Annotated in this window: 15 protein-coding genes; 9 read left to right on the top strand and 6 right to left on the bottom strand. The window is 46.8% G+C overall.

Annotated elements, in window-relative coordinates:
• The first annotated feature begins 421 nt into the window (after nt 1-421).
• The 5 genes from NIES2104_RS02940 (at nt 422) to NIES2104_RS30660 (ending at nt 2,722) form a co-directional block, all read left to right on the top strand.
• Entirely contained in the window at nt 422-1,462 is a 1,041-nt protein-coding gene (locus tag NIES2104_RS02940; protein ID WP_058995592.1) for a chemotaxis protein CheB, read from the top strand.
• A 222-nt stretch (nt 1,463-1,684) separates the two neighbouring features.
• A complete protein-coding gene (locus NIES2104_RS02930; RefSeq protein WP_058995587.1) occupies nt 1,685-1,894 on the top strand; it encodes a hypothetical protein in 210 nt (69 codons plus the stop codon).
• Nucleotides 1,895-1,946: 52 nt separating this feature from the next.
• A complete protein-coding gene (locus NIES2104_RS32180; RefSeq protein ID WP_192843550.1) occupies nt 1,947-2,108 on the top strand; it encodes a hypothetical protein in 162 nt (53 codons plus the stop codon).
• 77 nt (nt 2,109-2,185) lie between these two features.
• Complete coding sequence (locus NIES2104_RS02920; protein WP_058995582.1) at nt 2,186-2,422, top strand: hypothetical protein; 237 nt, start codon at nt 2,186-2,188, stop codon at nt 2,420-2,422.
• Nucleotides 2,423-2,473: 51 nt separating this feature from the next.
• Nucleotides 2,474-2,722, top strand: coding sequence for a hypothetical protein (locus tag NIES2104_RS30660; protein WP_072218161.1), 249 nt, complete (start codon nt 2,474-2,476; stop codon nt 2,720-2,722).
• A 1-nt stretch (nt 2,723) separates the two neighbouring features.
• Here NIES2104_RS30660 and NIES2104_RS02915 read toward each other — a convergent pair whose 3' ends face one another.
• From NIES2104_RS02915 to NIES2104_RS02910, 3 genes are all read right to left on the bottom strand, one after another.
• A complete protein-coding gene (locus tag NIES2104_RS02915; protein WP_263970893.1) occupies nt 2,724-4,787 on the bottom strand; it encodes an NACHT domain-containing NTPase in 2,064 nt (687 codons plus the stop codon).
• On the bottom strand, nt 4,763-5,140 hold the full coding sequence (locus tag NIES2104_RS33270) for a hypothetical protein (RefSeq protein WP_263970892.1): 378 nt from the start codon (nt 5,138-5,140) through the stop codon (nt 4,763-4,765). Before NIES2104_RS33270 ends, NIES2104_RS02915 begins: the two co-directional genes overlap by 25 nt.
• 374 nt (nt 5,141-5,514) lie before the next feature.
• Nucleotides 5,515-6,540, bottom strand: coding sequence for a PAS domain-containing protein (locus NIES2104_RS02910; RefSeq protein ID WP_058995581.1), 1,026 nt, complete (start codon nt 6,538-6,540; stop codon nt 5,515-5,517).
• Between the two features lie 568 nt (nt 6,541-7,108).
• Between NIES2104_RS02910 and NIES2104_RS02905 the strand changes: the two genes are divergently transcribed.
• The 4 genes from NIES2104_RS02905 (at nt 7,109) to NIES2104_RS32175 (ending at nt 12,244) form a co-directional block, all read left to right on the top strand.
• A complete protein-coding gene (locus NIES2104_RS02905) occupies nt 7,109-7,819 on the top strand; it encodes a Crp/Fnr family transcriptional regulator (RefSeq protein ID WP_058995579.1) in 711 nt (236 codons plus the stop codon).
• 163 nt (nt 7,820-7,982) lie between these two features.
• Entirely contained in the window at nt 7,983-8,402 is a 420-nt protein-coding gene (locus NIES2104_RS02900; RefSeq protein WP_225895199.1) for a PleD family two-component system response regulator, read from the top strand.
• 115 nt (nt 8,403-8,517) lie between these two features.
• Complete coding sequence (locus NIES2104_RS02895) at nt 8,518-8,817, top strand: response regulator (protein ID WP_263970891.1); 300 nt, start codon at nt 8,518-8,520, stop codon at nt 8,815-8,817.
• The gene (locus NIES2104_RS32175; RefSeq protein WP_058995576.1) at nt 8,810-12,244 is read left to right on the top strand and encodes a PAS domain S-box protein; all 3,435 of its coding nucleotides are present in this window, start codon (nt 8,810-8,812) and stop codon (nt 12,242-12,244) included. The genes NIES2104_RS02895 and NIES2104_RS32175 overlap by 8 nt, the downstream gene beginning before the upstream one ends.
• A 198-nt stretch (nt 12,245-12,442) precedes the next feature.
• Here the strand turns inward: NIES2104_RS32175 and NIES2104_RS02885 are convergent, their stop codons facing one another.
• The 3 genes from NIES2104_RS02885 to NIES2104_RS02875 all read right to left on the bottom strand — a co-directional run bounded on the left by NIES2104_RS02885 (nt 12,443) and on the right by NIES2104_RS02875 (nt 14,898).
• Nucleotides 12,443-12,970, bottom strand: a complete 528-nt coding sequence (locus tag NIES2104_RS02885; RefSeq protein ID WP_058995574.1) for a BON domain-containing protein — start codon at nt 12,968-12,970, stop codon at nt 12,443-12,445.
• A 34-nt stretch (nt 12,971-13,004) separates the two neighbouring features.
• Entirely contained in the window at nt 13,005-14,159 is a 1,155-nt protein-coding gene (locus NIES2104_RS32855; protein ID WP_058995572.1) for a YsnF/AvaK domain-containing protein, read from the bottom strand.
• 223 nt (nt 14,160-14,382) lie between these two features.
• Nucleotides 14,383-14,898, bottom strand: a complete 516-nt coding sequence (locus NIES2104_RS02875; protein ID WP_058995570.1) for a hypothetical protein — start codon at nt 14,896-14,898, stop codon at nt 14,383-14,385.
• Between the last annotated feature and the right edge of the window lie 27 nt (nt 14,899-14,925).

The raw sequence follows: 14,925 nt of genomic DNA, 5'->3' as shown, positions 1-14,925 counted from the left end.
GCATTTCCTGACGGCAGTAGCTACAGCGCCAGTAGAGTTTTCCCGATCGTATATGACGAAGTAAAACAGTTGAGCAACAGAGACAAGTCTGCTGACTGAGAACGGACTCATTTCTGGTTGAAGAATTCTGTTGATGATAATGACCTCTCATTGTTTGGGTTTTCAACTGCATTGAATTAGTTGATGACGTTTCCATTTTAAAAGGTTGAATTGTTAAGGAAATTGCGCTAACAGAAGTACAGTGCAAGCGTTTCATTACACGGTATAGCTGTGACTGTAGACTAGAGCCTAGTATCGCATTCTGCTATTGGAAACGATGTTTCAGTAACTGTCTAATTTGTATATTTATTGTTTGAATTGCACTAAAACATTCCAAAGATGCAGACTCGATTGAACTATTTATAAGGGTAAAAAGAAACACATGCCTGGACATGACATTATTGTGATTGGAACTTCAGCGGGTGGACTCAAAGCGCTAGGCGCGATCGTTGGCGCTTTGCCTGCTGATCTAGATGCTGTCTTACTAGTCGTTCAACACCTCGAACCCAACAAACCTAGTATTCTCCCTAAAATTCTTTCGGATGTCGGTTCCCTTCCCGCTTCTCACCCCGTAGATGGTGAAGCAATTCAATCCGGACGAATTTATATTGCTCCGCCTGATTATCATTTACTGCTGAATCAGGGCTATGTGCGGGTCGTCCGTGGACCGCAGGAAAACCGATTTAGACCCGCGATCGATACGCTCTTTCGTTCCGCTGCCCGCGCTTATGGTCCAAGGGTGTTAGGGGTAGTCCTGACCGGCTATCTCGATGATGGTACGGTCGGGTTGCAAGCAGTTAAGAAACGGGGCGGAGTCGCGATCGTCCAAGACCCGAAAGAAGCAGAATACCCCAGCATGGCAAAGAGCGCTTTACAGTTTGTCAAGGTCGATCACTGCTTGCCGTTGGCTGACATTCCAAACCTTTTAGTCCGTTTATCGAAAGAACCCGCAGAATCAGAGGAAGCCTATCCCGTGACTCAAGAAATCGAAGTCGAATCGAATATTGCTGAACAAAAAATGAATACCCAGGAATTTCTGAAGAATGTCGAAGCGATCGGCACTCGAACAACTTATACCTGTCCTGAATGTAACGGGAGTATTTGGCAGATTGGTAACAGTGAGCCACTTCGGTTTCGCTGTCACACCGGGCATTCATTTACAGCGAATGTTTTCCTAGCAGAGCAAACCCAAAACCTGGAAAACGCGCTTTGGTCAGCGATTCGAGTCATGGAGGAAAAAGTCACGTTTTCGCGTCAGATGGCAGAGCGCATGGAAGGTCACAGCTTGCTAGATGCAGCCACAAAATACAACGATCATGCGAATCGCTTGGATGAGGAAGTAGCCCTGATTCGGGGAATTGTTCTCAACGGCTTTGCGACAAAACGAACGATCGCCGAAGACGAGGAAGAACAACCTGCTTAATCGCAATCTAGTTATGTTGATGCTAATTGATGACAGATTCAAGTCGATTTGCGATCGCGCTTAAGCGCCTGTTTCAATTGTGTTTCAGTTGTATCAATTCCATCAAAAACGCTCAAAAGTTGCAGAATTTAATGGGTTACTTTCCTCAAAAAGATACAAAACAGGTCGGGTTGCTTTCAGTAAAACAGAAAGTATCCACACTGAATTAGGAGTGTCTAGCTCATGGCTGCAACTTTGATCAGAGTACCAGGTTTTCATAATGCTCAACGAGTGAGGTTTGTGGGCGGAGAAGGAATTGTGCGAAGCTACAAACCCGAAGCTGGAACCTGGACTTATTCGATTGAGATGGCATTAGGAGTAGAGCCTGAGTTTGGCAGAATCGGTGCAGAAACAATGGTGGTTCTGGCTGAGTCAGATTTGCGGGCAGCATGATATGCAAGTTGCTTTGGTTTGCGCTTTGTACAACAAACTGGAGGTATCTTGGATGTCTATTTCGCAATATGCTTTGTTTTGCCTAACGGTGCTCATCTCGCTCTTGATATCACTAGAGCGAATGGGAACAGCACTGGATGATGCTGATATTGGAAGTTTCTGCGTTTGGACGTGTGTTGCAGGAACGATCGCAGGCTTACCGACCTTGCTGTAAAAATTTGATAGCTTCAACCCGTACAATGCTGCTGAAAATGCAGATCAATTGCTTTTTTGAAAAATTTCATTGCAACCATGAATTCTAACCCATTGTCGAACTCCTCATTTTTGCTCTCTTTGAAGTACGGTATCTGGATTCTCTGGCTTCCGCTTTGGATGTTCGGAACAATCGAACGAATTGTATCTGTCTCTGCTGATCATGCCATTTCGCCCGCAGACCTTTTGCAAATCTCGATCGCTGTCTTTTTCCTACTCGGTTGGCTGCTATTAAAGCCATCGTTGTATCTTTGCTCTGATGTTGCTCAAAGCTGACATTTGATCAACCTTTTTTTTAATCACTGTTGAATGAACGAGGAGTTACCCATGTCTGGTCAAATGTGTTGGCTATCTAGCTCAAATCATGAGGGTCAATTGATTCTACATTTAAGAGAACGTTCCTTCGATTCTTGGCTGCCTTACACGGCATGTCCTCAATATAAAGTCCCTGATTATCCCATTCCTGGTGGTTCTAAAGGCTGGAGTACCTACCAAAAGCTGAGGCAAGCAGGCTGGACGCTAATCCCCACTGCTCAAGCCCAAAATGCAGTCGCTACCGAAGTTCAACGGGTCTAATTTAACCCCACTGCCATTCTCTGTCCTCAAGTTCCGTCTGAGGTAGCAGTAAGGTTGCTTCAATTTCCTGCCGAACTGCTGCGGTTACGACACAACCCGTATTCAGGCAATCTATCAGCAATTGATTTGCAGCGTAGTATTGTTGCAACAGTTGCTGCTGATCAGGGCTAAAGTTCCATTGATGCTGAGTGTTACGATGCTCAGAGATGGCTGTCCTAATCTGTTCTGCCCAATCTAGAGCATTCGTTTTCCACCAGGTCTGAAATTCTTTTCGATCCTTTGTGAGATCTGGAAGTTGATCTTTAAGCTGTTGCAGCGATCGATGTAACTTAGTATTCATGACCAGAATGAGAGCATTGTCGAGCGCATCGACACAGGCACGAGCATGAGTGACATTGTCAGCGTTGATTCCTTTAGCGTTGCGCTTGGCACTCATCGTACACTTTTGCACCAGATCATCGAATGCCATATCGAGAAAAACGCCTTGATCGAGCGTCGAAGAAAGTGCGAGAAGCGGCACGAGTTGCGGCTGGTGTGCAAGGGCATGGTGAAAGGCACGAATGGCAGTGGGCGAGGGAGGAGTGGCAAGCGATTTTTGGTGTGCCCAGCCTAAAAACTGTTGCAAATCTCGATCGTCAGCCACAAGTGCATCGATTCGCCGCTTCATCAACAGTACGAGCGGATCTGCGCTTCGTAGCATCGTCACCGTTAACAAAAAGATTTCACGCCAGCGAGGATCAGTCATGTGACTGACTAAGCGATCGAGGGGTTGCTCTGTGACTTGCAAATTGTAATTTGCAACAACTTTTCGTGCTGTAAAGTATTCTTGAAAAGCTAAATCGGAAAACGAGAAAATCCCTCGCACTCGTTCGGTTAAGAGTCCGTGTTGGAGTTCGATCGCTTTGAGTACACCTTGGCTCTCGATTTGCAGCTCCTCTGGCTCGATTACCCCTCCGGGGAACTGCGAAGCAATCGTGCTGCGATTTCCCTCTGAGATCATCGAAGCATTCGGCAAATCGCGAAGATAGTCGCTAATGTGTTCCTCAACGCTGTACTGTTCAAAAAAGTACTTGCCCTGCTCGAATGTGATCGCCGCAATCTGACTGAGCAGTTTGAGTTTTTGGGGTAATGAGAAGCCTTGATACAGTTCCTCTCGCTCAAACCCTTTTGTTTCATCCCATTTTGACAGTAAAACATCTAGACATTGCTTATAAAATTCCGATCGCTGACTGGGAAATTGTTGTTGATGCTGAAACATCCAGCAGGCGAGATGTAGAAATAAGGGAGTCGTGGCAAGTTGGCGGAACGGTAAATTTTCGGGCAAGTTGAGTTTCTCAATAAACTGAATTGCTTGTTCTCGTCCTTCTTGAGGCGTGATTTTCGTGAATGCCTCAAACCACCTGTATCCAAAGTCATCAATCTGGGCTTGAGTAAACGGAGCAATTTCAACATCGGTGAAGCGATTTAGGTTTAGTGCTTTCGCGGCTGTGCGGCAAGTGACGACGAATAGATTCTGTTGATAGTTCTCCGAAAATCTACGAATTTCCTTCACCACTGCCTTACTGTCTTGAGCGCAAACTTCATCTAACCCATCGAGCAGCACCAATACTTTTCCCGATCGCAACAATGTTTCAACCGCAACGGGATCTGAAATGCCAGAGGTGAGAAATTCCTCGCGGATGTAATGAATTAAACTGAACTCGTCTGCGGTTCTAGACTCGTCGGCAAAATCTCGCAGCGTGATAAAAATGGGAACCCGATTCGCTGCAAATCGACCCCGGTTGCATTGAATTGCGAGATGCTGCAAAAAGGTGGTTTTACCTGCTCCAGGTTTGCCCAATACCCGCAGCTTCGAGTAGGTTTCGACAGATCTCATTCCTTCGATCTGAATTTGGGAGATCTCACCGAGTCCAAAGCGATCGAAGTCTTTTGGGGTGAAATTTTGCAAGTCAGTAATCTCTAACCATTGTTGACTGGCAATTTCTTCCAGGATGTTGACATCAATGTAAAGGTCGTCAATTTTGACCGGACGGCTCACGTTTAATAACTGCAACGTGCCACACACTGATTTTGAATTTTGTCTTGGCGTTGCGATCGTACCTGACGCACTAGAGCATCAATTTCCGGGAGTGTTCCGTAAGCCTGTTTAGGTTCTGATCCTCCCGGTGCAGAGTGTTCAGCGATGTCTTGCCAATCCAGCCCTAAAATAGAACACAATTCGATAAAAATATGACGTTCCACCGGACGACCTGTGAAAAATCTCCAAACGGGTTGGCGCGTCTTGAGGTTTACTTCCATTGCCAAGCTTTCCTGCGTCCAGCCCGTGCGATCGAAGGCGCTTTTTGCTTGTTTGATTCCTGCTTCTGTCGCTTGGAACGATCGCTTTGCCATTAGAAAAAACCCTGTGCTTACACTCATAAGCGCCTGAATCTTAGTATTTATCTTTGGAGTGGTAATCTTTCGGTAGAGGCAGACTCCGCAAAACTGAAATATTCCCCCTCTAGGAAAAGTCTTATCGCAAACTCAAACGCTTTACTAAGCCGTAGTGTAATTGTGCTAGGGCGTGTTTTAAAGCCTTTTCACTGCGTTGCTCACCCGCCCCGGAATGGAATTCGGGGCTAATCAAACGAAGTCCACTGAAGGGGACTAAAAGCCAATTTGAGTCTCTTTAGTCCGTTTCAACGGACTTCGCACTGTTAGCCCCGAATTCCATTCCGGGGCGGAAGTAAACGAAGTGAGGGGTTTTAAAGCACGCCCTAGAAGCGATTAAAAACAACTCATCAAAACAACTTTCACGCAGCCTTTCCACCAGTAAACAGCTTCTGCTGCATTAGTAAAATGGCTCCCACAATCTCAGTTCTCTGATGTATCAAAGGAACGCAAGTCACCTCACACTCGATCGATTGACCCCGACGGTTAGTAGCTGCCAGCGTAACGTCTTGAGATTGAACTGCGCCAGATAAACACGTCCGAATGGGTTTTGCCAGTTGCTCGATCGGTAAGCCGATGTCCAAATTGAGAAAATGCTGACCTTCTACTTCAGTTGCCCACAGTCCCCATAGCTCTTGAGCTTGCGCCGACCAGGACTGAACATGCAAATCTTGATCCAAAATCACAACACCGCTCGGTAAGCTAGACAAAATCGACTGCAAAGACAACTCTGATTGGTTGAGTTCGTCGCTTGCCTGTTGTAGTTCCCCGGTCAAGCTTTGCAGTTCTTCGTTGAGAAGACTCAGCTCATCGTTAGCGGTTCTGAGTTCTTCAACCAGGACATCAAACTCCTCGATCGTCGTTTCTAACTCTTCTTGGGTTGTTTGCAATTCTTCATTTGTAACTTGGAGTTCACCAGCAACCCCTTCTAGTTGCTCGATGCGGTGGTTTGTTTGAATCTGCTCAGTGATATCGGCTGCATAAATTAGCACGCTTTCGACGTTGCCTTCAACATCATGCTGAGGTTGAAAGACAAATTGGAAGCAAGTATCCGTTAACGCAGAATTACTGCTGTGTGGATTGCTTACAGTGTTAACGCTCAACGGTGAACCCGTTTGATAAACGTGGGTGCAATGATCATAAAAGCTCTGTCCCGCAAGTTTAGAAACGACTCGCCAAATGGGCTGACCCAGAATTTCTTCTGAACACTCGACAATTTGTAAAAAAGCGGGATTTGCAAATTGAAGAATATGAGTTGCACCTGTGGTAATGGCGATCGCGATCGGGAATTGGTGTAAGCAGTTCTTTAAGATTCGTAGCTCTGTTTCGGCGCTAATCGATGGCTCAAAAGAAAAATCTAAATCAGTTTTGTATTCTGATAGTGTCATTGTTTTTTAGTAGAAGGGTTAAATAACGTTTCGGTTTCTAATCTGTTTTGTATGGTTTCTTCGGAGTTGCGTTTCTCGCTTTGCCCTTCGCTGAAGACGGATTTAGCGATCGCAAAACGATGAGCGACCACGGTACGTTAGCGTACTATCTGCCCCTACTCGTACGTTAGCGTACGATAAACAAATTGACAAGGTAGCCAGTTAAGTAAAAAAATCACCGTGTTGTTCATCCCCGGTTTGTTAAGGAATAATCTATGGTTGAAGTAGCCACAAGCTGTAACTCTTTCTATTAGCTATTTTCATCAATTCAACCTGATAAATTCGGATTTTCTCTAACTAGAATTTTCGTGATTTAGAAGCTTGAACAGAACACTGAGTGTTTTTTTTTTGCACAATTTACGGACTTTTAGAATGTGTTAGGTTAGTTAAAGAATCTGAATGATTTGACCCAGAAATCTCCTCAGCCCCGTCAATGTATTCAGACTTGTACCCGTAGTTCTACTACACGAGACTAGAGCATTTTCATTCTTCAGCATCGATATCAACAAAATTATTCGATACCGCTCTTATGTCTTCGTCTTCTGATATTCCTGCTAGAAATCGATTACTCGCTGCTTTACCAAAGTCAGAGTACAATCAATTCCTGCCGTACTTCGAGCCAGTTTGCTTAGAAATGAAGCAAGTTCTACACGAGCCTCAAGACTCGATCGAGTTTATTTATTTCGTCAATGAGGGTATTGTGTCGCAGCTTACTGTGCTCGATGACAGCGCTGCGGTTGAAATTGCCACGATCGGCAATGAAGGTATGGTTGGTTTGCCTGTATTTCTCGGCGTAAACAAAAGCAATGTTAGAGCATTGGTGCAAATTCCAGGTACCGCATTGCGAATGGCAGCAGAAACCTTCAGAGCACAAGTCAAACCAGGGAGATTGCTTCACTCATTGCTGCATCGCTACACCTATGCGTTGCTGACGCAATCTGGGCAACTGGTTGCCTGCAATCGTCATCACTCGATTAGACAGCGATGCTGCCGTTGGATATTAATGACGCAAGACCGGGCAGAATCAGATCAATTTCCATTGGTTCAAGAGTTTATGGCGCAAATGTTAGGGGTGCGCCGCGCTAGTGTGACCGATGTGTTTCGCCTGCTGCAACAGGAAGAACTCATTCATCATAGTCAGGGTAAAATCACCGTATTGAATCGAGCAGGACTAGAAGCGGGTGCTTGCCAATGTTACAAAGTGGTGCAAGCCGAATTTGATGCTTTGTTGAAGCCTTGAGTAACATTCAATTCCAGCCATCCTGGAGCAAACGCGGTAGATCAAGAGAATGCCGCGATTCAATGCAAATACAGTTGTTAAAAACAAGTCCTCCTAAGATAGATATCTCTAAGGTAAGAGGTGACTAAGCTAGGTTGGAGATCATACTGAAGTGTAACCCTAGTTGCGTTACACAGTGAACACTTCACCGACTCCATTAATTTCCGTGGCGGATCGCATTCTCGTTGTTGATGACATTGAAGATAATTCTTTTCTGCTTCAAACCGTTCTAGAGCAGGAAGGATACGACGTGCAGATTGCAAGCAGCGGTCGAGAGGCATTAGATAAAGTTGAGCGTCAGCAACCCGATTTGATTTTGCTAGACGTGATGATGCCAGAAATGAATGGGTTTGAGGTGACACAACGCATTCGACAAAACGATCGTCTCCCCTTCATTCCAATTTTGTTAATCACAGGCTACGACCAGTTTAATCCAGCAGAAGGATTTGAATTCGGTGCAGATGACTTTATTCGTAAACCCGTTGATTTTGATCTTTTGCTCGATCGCATTCGCGCTATTTTGCCTGAAGACCGTAACAGTTAAACGTTCTGAAGCCATTCGTTCTCTTCACTCAGATCAATAAAACTTGCGGTACGGCTCACGGGAATTTGTTGCCTTTGTTTTAGATCAAGCAAGTGCGATGCCTTCTCACGCTTGCGTGTCCGTCACAAGTTTTGTTTCTGGCATTGAGGCATTACAAACGATCGGACAAGCAATACCGGATTTCATTGCGAGTGATATTGGAATGCCTCGGATAGACGGTTATAGTTTGTTACAGCAAGTCCGGAACTTGGAGCCAGTCAAGCATATTCCTGCAATTGCCCTGACTGCTTGCGCCGGAGAGTTCGATCGACAACAAGCCTTACAAGCTGGATTTCAGAAACATCTGAGCAAACCGATCGACCCGAATCAACTGATTCAAGCCATCTCGGATCTAATAGAGGGGAGCCATGACTGAGAAAACAACTGCGAATCAAGCATCCCAGTGGGTTGATCAAACTCAGTCGCCAACTGTCGCAGACTGCACGCTGACTGAACAGATACTGCTTGAACAAAAGCACTTGTTGGAGCGCATTGCATTAGGACAGTCGCTAGAGGATTGTCTTGCAGCCGTCTGTGCTTCCATTTCTAAGCTCAATCCCCGTAGTCGAGCCTGCTTTCTACTCAGCGATGCTCAACAACGAACCTTCTCCAATTTAATCACGTCAGCCCTCCCACCCTCGTTTGGACAAGGACTGAAAGGTGCCCCGATTAATGATCTCTGTATTGGAACCTGTGGAGAAGCGGTCTATCGCGGTGAACCGATCACTTGTACCGACATTGCCAACGACGATCGCTGGTCGCAGGAATGGCGCGACTTATGTATCGCTCACGGCATTCTGGCGTGTCATTCTAAACCTGTGATCGGCATCGACGGCTTGCCGCTCGGCTCGCTGATGCTGTGCTTTGACGAAGCGCGGATGCCGACGAGTTGGGAATATGACCTGGCTGAGTTGGGGACACATACCGCCAGCATCGTGTTTGAGCGCGATCGTGCGACTTCTGCCCGACGCGAATCCGAAGCAGAATATCGCACCTTATTTGAGTCGATCGATCAAGGGTTGTGCATCTGTGAACTGCTGTTTGATCAAAACGGTGAACCTGTTGATTATCGAATTCTAAAAGTGAATGCAGCGTTTGAACAGCTAACAGGACTGGAAAATCCAACAGGCAAAACCGCACGCGAACTCGTTCCCGATATCGAAGATGCTTTCTTTGACATTTATGCGAACGTCGTACGGACGGGCAAATCCGCTCGATTTGAGCAGCACTCGATCGCACTTGATCGCACGTTTGATCTCAACGCTTTTGCGATCGGGGAGCCACAAAACCACCAATTCGCCGTTTTATTTACTAATATCACCAAACGCAAACGCACCGAGCGAAACCGAGAATTTTTTGCCACCGTCAGTCAAAATCTGGCTGAAACCGTTGGCGTAGACGCAATTGTGCAGACGATCGGCGTAGATCTTAATCGCTATTTGCAAATTTCAGCTTGTGCCTTTGTCGAAATTAACGCGCCATTGAATCAAGCAGTAATCAACTACGATTGGCATCAGAGCGATCGATCCAGTTTAGTTGGAGTTTATGCGCTACAAGAGTTTGTCACCGACGAACTTCTGCAAACGGCAAAAGCGGGACAGCCGATCGTGATTCGTAACTACGCAACAGATCCGCGTGTCGTCGATCCGTCTCGCTATGCTGCGCTCAACATCGGTTCAGAAATCAACATTCCATTGATCAGACACGGCAAATGGAGCTTTTCGCTCGTCGTATTTCATACAATCCCTTACGATTGGCGCGAAGACGAAATCGAATTGATGCAGGAATTAGCAAGCCGCATTTGGGTAAAACTCGAACGCGCCAAAGCTGAAGCCGCTTTAAGTGAAAGTCGCGCTGAACTGGAACGGCAAGTGCAAAAGTTCGATATCACGCTCTCGACGATCACTGATTTCGTGTGTAGCTTCGATCGAGACGGGCGATTTCTCTACGCGAATCAGGTGTTGCTCGATTTGTGGGGGCTGAGCGCCGATGCCGCGATCGGTAAAACAATGGCTGACCTCAACTATCCCGTCGCCGTTGAGCAGCAAATCATGCGCGATCTGCAACGAGTGTTTGAGACGGGCGAAACCATTAAGGATGAAACCTCCTACACGAATCCAGTCGGAACCGATGGCTATTTTGAATATATTCTCAATCCCGTTTTTGCTGCCGATAGTACAGTCGAATTTGTCATCGGATCTTCTCGCGATATTAGCGATCGCAAATCCGCCGAAGCAGAACTCCGAGAAAGTGAAGCCCGTTACCGTCTCTTAGCGGAAGCGATTCCTCAATTTGTTTGGATTACCGATGGAGCAGGACAAAATGTATATGTCAATCAGCGGTTTTGTAACTACACGGGCTTGAGTGCCGAGGAGATGCGCGGCTTAAACTGGCTCTCGATTATTCATCCCGATGATTTGGAAATGACCCGCGATCGCTGGTTGGCAGCCGTGAATCGGGGACAATTCTACGAAATTGAATATCGCTTTCGTGCAGCAGATGGCAGTTATCGCTGGTTTTTAGGTCAAGGGATTCCGCTCAAAGATGAGCAGGGTCAAATCTATCAGTGGTTTGGCACTTGTACTGACATCGAACCCCAAAAGCAAATTGAGCAAGCCCGTTTACAACTCCTCGAACAAGAACAAACCGCCCGTGAGCAAGCCGAGAACGCCAATCGAATCAAAGACGAGTTTTTAGCGGTGCTGTCACACGAATTGCGATCGCCCCTCAATCCAATCTTAGGCTGGACACGCTTGCTGCAAAACGGCAGACTCGACGAAGCCCGTAGAACAGAAGCCTTGAGAACGATCGAGCGCAATGCCAAATTGCAGTCGCAACTGATCGAAGACCTACTCGATATCTCACGGATTATGCAGGGCAAACTGTCCCTCACAGCGGCTCCTGTGAATTTAACCTCGGTCATTTCTGCGGCGGTTGAAACAGTGCGTTTAGCAGCAGAAGCGAAAAACATTCAGATGACCCTTGCCCTCGATGATTCGATTGCTCCGATTTCTGGAGATGCAGGACGATTGCAGCAAGTGGTATGGAACCTGCTCACTAATGCCGTTAAATTCACTCCTAACGATGGAGCGGTGATCGTTGAACTGCGGCAACTTAATCGTCTTGCTCAAATTCGAGTCATCGACACAGGCAAGGGAATTGCACCCAGTTTTCTACCCCATGTGTTTGAGTATTTTCGGCAAGAAGACGGCTCGACCACTCGCAAGTTTGGCGGATTAGGATTGGGACTTGCGATCGTGCGGCAAATTGTAGAAATGCACGGGGGTACCGTTCTGGCAGAGAGCGCGGGAGAGAATCAAGGCGCAACATTCATTGTGCAATTGCCAACCCTCCAGCAGACCGCATCGATTTCATCTGAGTCAACTCATCATCAAATCGATGTAGAAGTACCTTTAGCAGGTCGTCAGATTTTGTTAGTGGACGATGAACCAGATACCCGTGAGTTTCAGACTTTTCTGTTGGAGCAATATGGGGCAAGGGTGAAAGCCGTTGCGTCTGGCATAGAAGCATTACAAGCGTTAGAACAGTTTATTCCCGATTTGCTACTCAGTGACATCGGGATGGCTGAAATGGATGGTTATATGCTGCTCCAGCAAATTCGATTAAAACCGTCAAGTCAAGGTGGAACCATTCCAGCGATCGCGCTGACTGCCTATGCCGCAGAAATTGATCAGCAGCGAGCGCTTCAGGTCGGTTTTCAGAGTCACATCACAAAACCTGTAGAGCCAGAAGCCTTACTGAAGGCGATTGTAAGCTTACTAGAATCTCACGTTCCTCGATAGCTGGACTTTGACATATTGTTATACCGAATCGAACATTTAATGCAACAAATCGAACGATCGTCGGGTAACCGCATAATCTGTCGCATTGTTTGTTTAAATTGGTATTAAGTTTCTCCAACAAAGCGGACTGAAAAGAAAGGGAGTCAGGATGTCATTCACCCTAACTCCCGTCGTGTTTTGGTATGGTCAACCTACAACTTACTGCTTGCTGTTGGTTTGATCCTTGATTGGATTTTTGGTATCTGGATTCGGCGCAGCAGGCTTCGCGGCAGTGTCAACCTTGACATTTATTTCAACGCCTTTCACTCCTTTGATCTCTCTAGTTAAAGGCTCAATCTTTTGACGCTGCTGCTCATCAACGATCGTGCCTGCAACTTTGACCATGCCGTCTTTAGCATCAACCGTCAGTTGGCTTGCTGGAAGGTTCGCTTCGAGCTTGTTGCGGACTTGACTCTTGAGATCAGCATCAGAGCGATTTTCGGCACTACCATCGTTGACAACGTTATTGCGTTCTTCGCGGGCACGATTGTCTGCATTGAGTTGTCTCCGGCGCGTTTCACTCGTGGCATCATTTTGATTGCTTTGAGTGGTTTGCTTATCTGTGCTTTGATTTGCTGCCTGTTGGGTAGAATCAGCGGCACTGTTGCTTGTACGAGCGGGACTGTTACAGCCGATCGTACTAATCAGGAGTGCGCCGCTCAGTAGAGAGAGAAGAATTTTGTTCATATCAATTAAATTGAGGGTTAGAAATGGTTGAGTATTAGCGACGGATATCGCGATCGGGAGTCTGAACAATGGGATTACCATCGACATCGACATCCAGTTCTTCGCGGCGAATTGTGTCTTCGACTTGTGCGACTTGACGATCGACTTCTTTATGAATCCGAACTTCTTCGCGCACAAAAGCTTCTTTACGAATCTCCGGTACTTCTTCGTACACTTCGACCCGCGCTACGTCTTGACCAAACTGAACTTGATCTGGTGCGATCGGAGTAAGAGTCGTTGGCTCCATGTGTTCGATGACCACTCGTTCGCGCTCAATTGGTACTGAAACTTGCTCGGTTTGCGTTTCGATGTATTTGCCGACGGTGACTTCACCTGACTTCACTCGATGTTTGTCTGCAATCAGTCGCTCCTCGTGTAAGCGAATTGCATCATCCTCTCTAACGGGTTGAACTTCAGGTGCAACTACAGGCATCGGATCAGGTTCAACCGCAGCAACCGGAGTCGGTTCAACGACCGGAGCAGGTTTAACCGACTCTACAACCGGGGCAACCGGAGCAAATCCACCCAAGGGAGCCGAAGCTTCTAGCGGTAAGCTTGCTTCTAGCGGAACCATTGCAGGAGTCGCAACTGTTGGCATCACAGAGCGGCTTGCATTAGGTGCATCATAAACACCCCAGGATTCGATCCCACGGTGACTTAGGATCGCTTCTGCTCGTGCGATCTCAGCATCCGTCCCTTCAACCATGACTAGGTAATGACCTGCTTCAACACGATCGCTGTAATGCTTTGCTTCGCGTTCAGGAATTCCTAGCCCAATTAATGCGCCACCGAGTCCACCAGTTGCGGCTCCGATCGCGGCTCCGGACAGTGCTGTAACTAGCGCTGTCTCTGCTGCACCCGCTAACATAACGGGTCCAATTCCAGGAATTGCCAATAGTCCTAAACCAACTAGCAATCCACCAATGCCACCCAACAACCCGCCTGTTGTCGCGCCTGCTTTTGCGCCATCATCCGCTTTGTTGCCCATGCGTTCCGTTGTCTCGACTCCAGCTACTCGATCGTGATCTTTTGCCACGACCGAAACGCGATTCATCGGAAAATTGCTTTGTCTCAATTCAGTCAATGCGTGATCCGCAGCCTGACGAGTTGGGAAGGTTCCAACTGCATGTCTCATCTGTCCAACAACCATTTTCAATGCCTCAATAAAAAAGTGAAAATAACAGTCATGCTCGGTTACGCCGTAACCTTTCTAAATTTGCTGCTAACTTAAAAAAATACTGCTGTTTCGGGATTTTCCCAGAGATAGAGTTTATCTAGTCCTCTTTCATCTTTAGATATAGTTGAAGGATTAGATTGTCAGAAGCCTTGAATGCTGAAGACTTCTGACTTCACCGACATCATTGATCGTTAAATTATCGATGACCGCCTAACCATTTCGCCGCGATCGCACCAAACGCTGCGCCAATCATCGGATTACTGAGAAACTTCACCAACGCAGGCTGATCTGCTAAGACCTCGTGGAAGACATCCGGATGATTATGATAAGCAAAACCTGCAAGCTTGCTCACATCATCAGCGCTCATGCGATTCGGATTGTGTGAGGAGAGTCCTAACTGCTTCTCTAAATCGCGATCGTGAATGCCGCGCTTTTTCAGATGGCTGAAAAACTCACGCGCAACATCATCGCGCTCGTTCGGTTTGATTTGTGTGATCGCTTTTTGCAGTTCCGGTTCCATCTGAGCGGCAGGAACTTGCTCAGGATGAAAAGACCGGCTAAACAATTGGTGCCGCTCATCTCGCGACGACCTCTGAGCAAAGTCATCAAAGCTTTGATAGTCCTGTGAGGTACTAGCATCATCGAGGCTTTCTGTGTTGCCTCCCGCCAGGTCATTCATCACTTGGCGTTTATATGCGTCACTACTAGACATAATTCTAATCTCCTAAATCAATCACCT

It is taken from the genome of Leptolyngbya sp. NIES-2104, from assembly GCF_001485215.1.
Taxonomy (GTDB): Bacteria; Cyanobacteriota; Cyanobacteriia; order Leptolyngbyales; family Leptolyngbyaceae; genus Leptolyngbya.
The sequence above is the reverse complement of the archived record's forward strand: the minus strand, read 5'-3'. Positions and strand labels throughout refer to the sequence as shown.

What these genes read in the sequence shown, in the direction of transcription:
- NIES2104_RS02940 (WP_058995592.1), top strand. Translation starts at nt 422, where the DNA reads ATGCCTGGACATGACATTATTGTGATTGGAACTTCAGCGGGTGGACTC.
- NIES2104_RS02930 (WP_058995587.1), top strand. Translation starts at nt 1,685, where the DNA reads ATGGCTGCAACTTTGATCAGAGTACCAGGTTTTCATAATGCTCAACGA.
- NIES2104_RS32180 (WP_192843550.1), top strand. Translation starts at nt 1,947, where the DNA reads ATGTCTATTTCGCAATATGCTTTGTTTTGCCTAACGGTGCTCATCTCG.
- NIES2104_RS02920 (WP_058995582.1), top strand. Translation starts at nt 2,186, where the DNA reads ATGAATTCTAACCCATTGTCGAACTCCTCATTTTTGCTCTCTTTGAAG.
- NIES2104_RS30660 (WP_072218161.1), top strand. Translation starts at nt 2,474, where the DNA reads ATGTCTGGTCAAATGTGTTGGCTATCTAGCTCAAATCATGAGGGTCAA.
- NIES2104_RS33270 (WP_263970892.1), bottom strand. Translation starts at nt 5,140, where the DNA reads ATGAGTGTAAGCACAGGGTTTTTTCTAATGGCAAAGCGATCGTTCCAA.
- NIES2104_RS02910 (WP_058995581.1), bottom strand. Translation starts at nt 6,540, where the DNA reads ATGACACTATCAGAATACAAAACTGATTTAGATTTTTCTTTTGAGCCA.
- NIES2104_RS02905 (WP_058995579.1), top strand. Translation starts at nt 7,109, where the DNA reads ATGTCTTCGTCTTCTGATATTCCTGCTAGAAATCGATTACTCGCTGCT.
- NIES2104_RS32175 (WP_058995576.1), top strand. Translation starts at nt 8,810, where the DNA reads ATGACTGAGAAAACAACTGCGAATCAAGCATCCCAGTGGGTTGATCAA.
- NIES2104_RS02885 (WP_058995574.1), bottom strand. Translation starts at nt 12,970, where the DNA reads ATGAACAAAATTCTTCTCTCTCTACTGAGCGGCGCACTCCTGATTAGT.
- NIES2104_RS32855 (WP_058995572.1), bottom strand. Translation starts at nt 14,159, where the DNA reads ATGGTTGTTGGACAGATGAGACATGCAGTTGGAACCTTCCCAACTCGT.
- NIES2104_RS02875 (WP_058995570.1), bottom strand. Translation starts at nt 14,898, where the DNA reads ATGTCTAGTAGTGACGCATATAAACGCCAAGTGATGAATGACCTGGCG.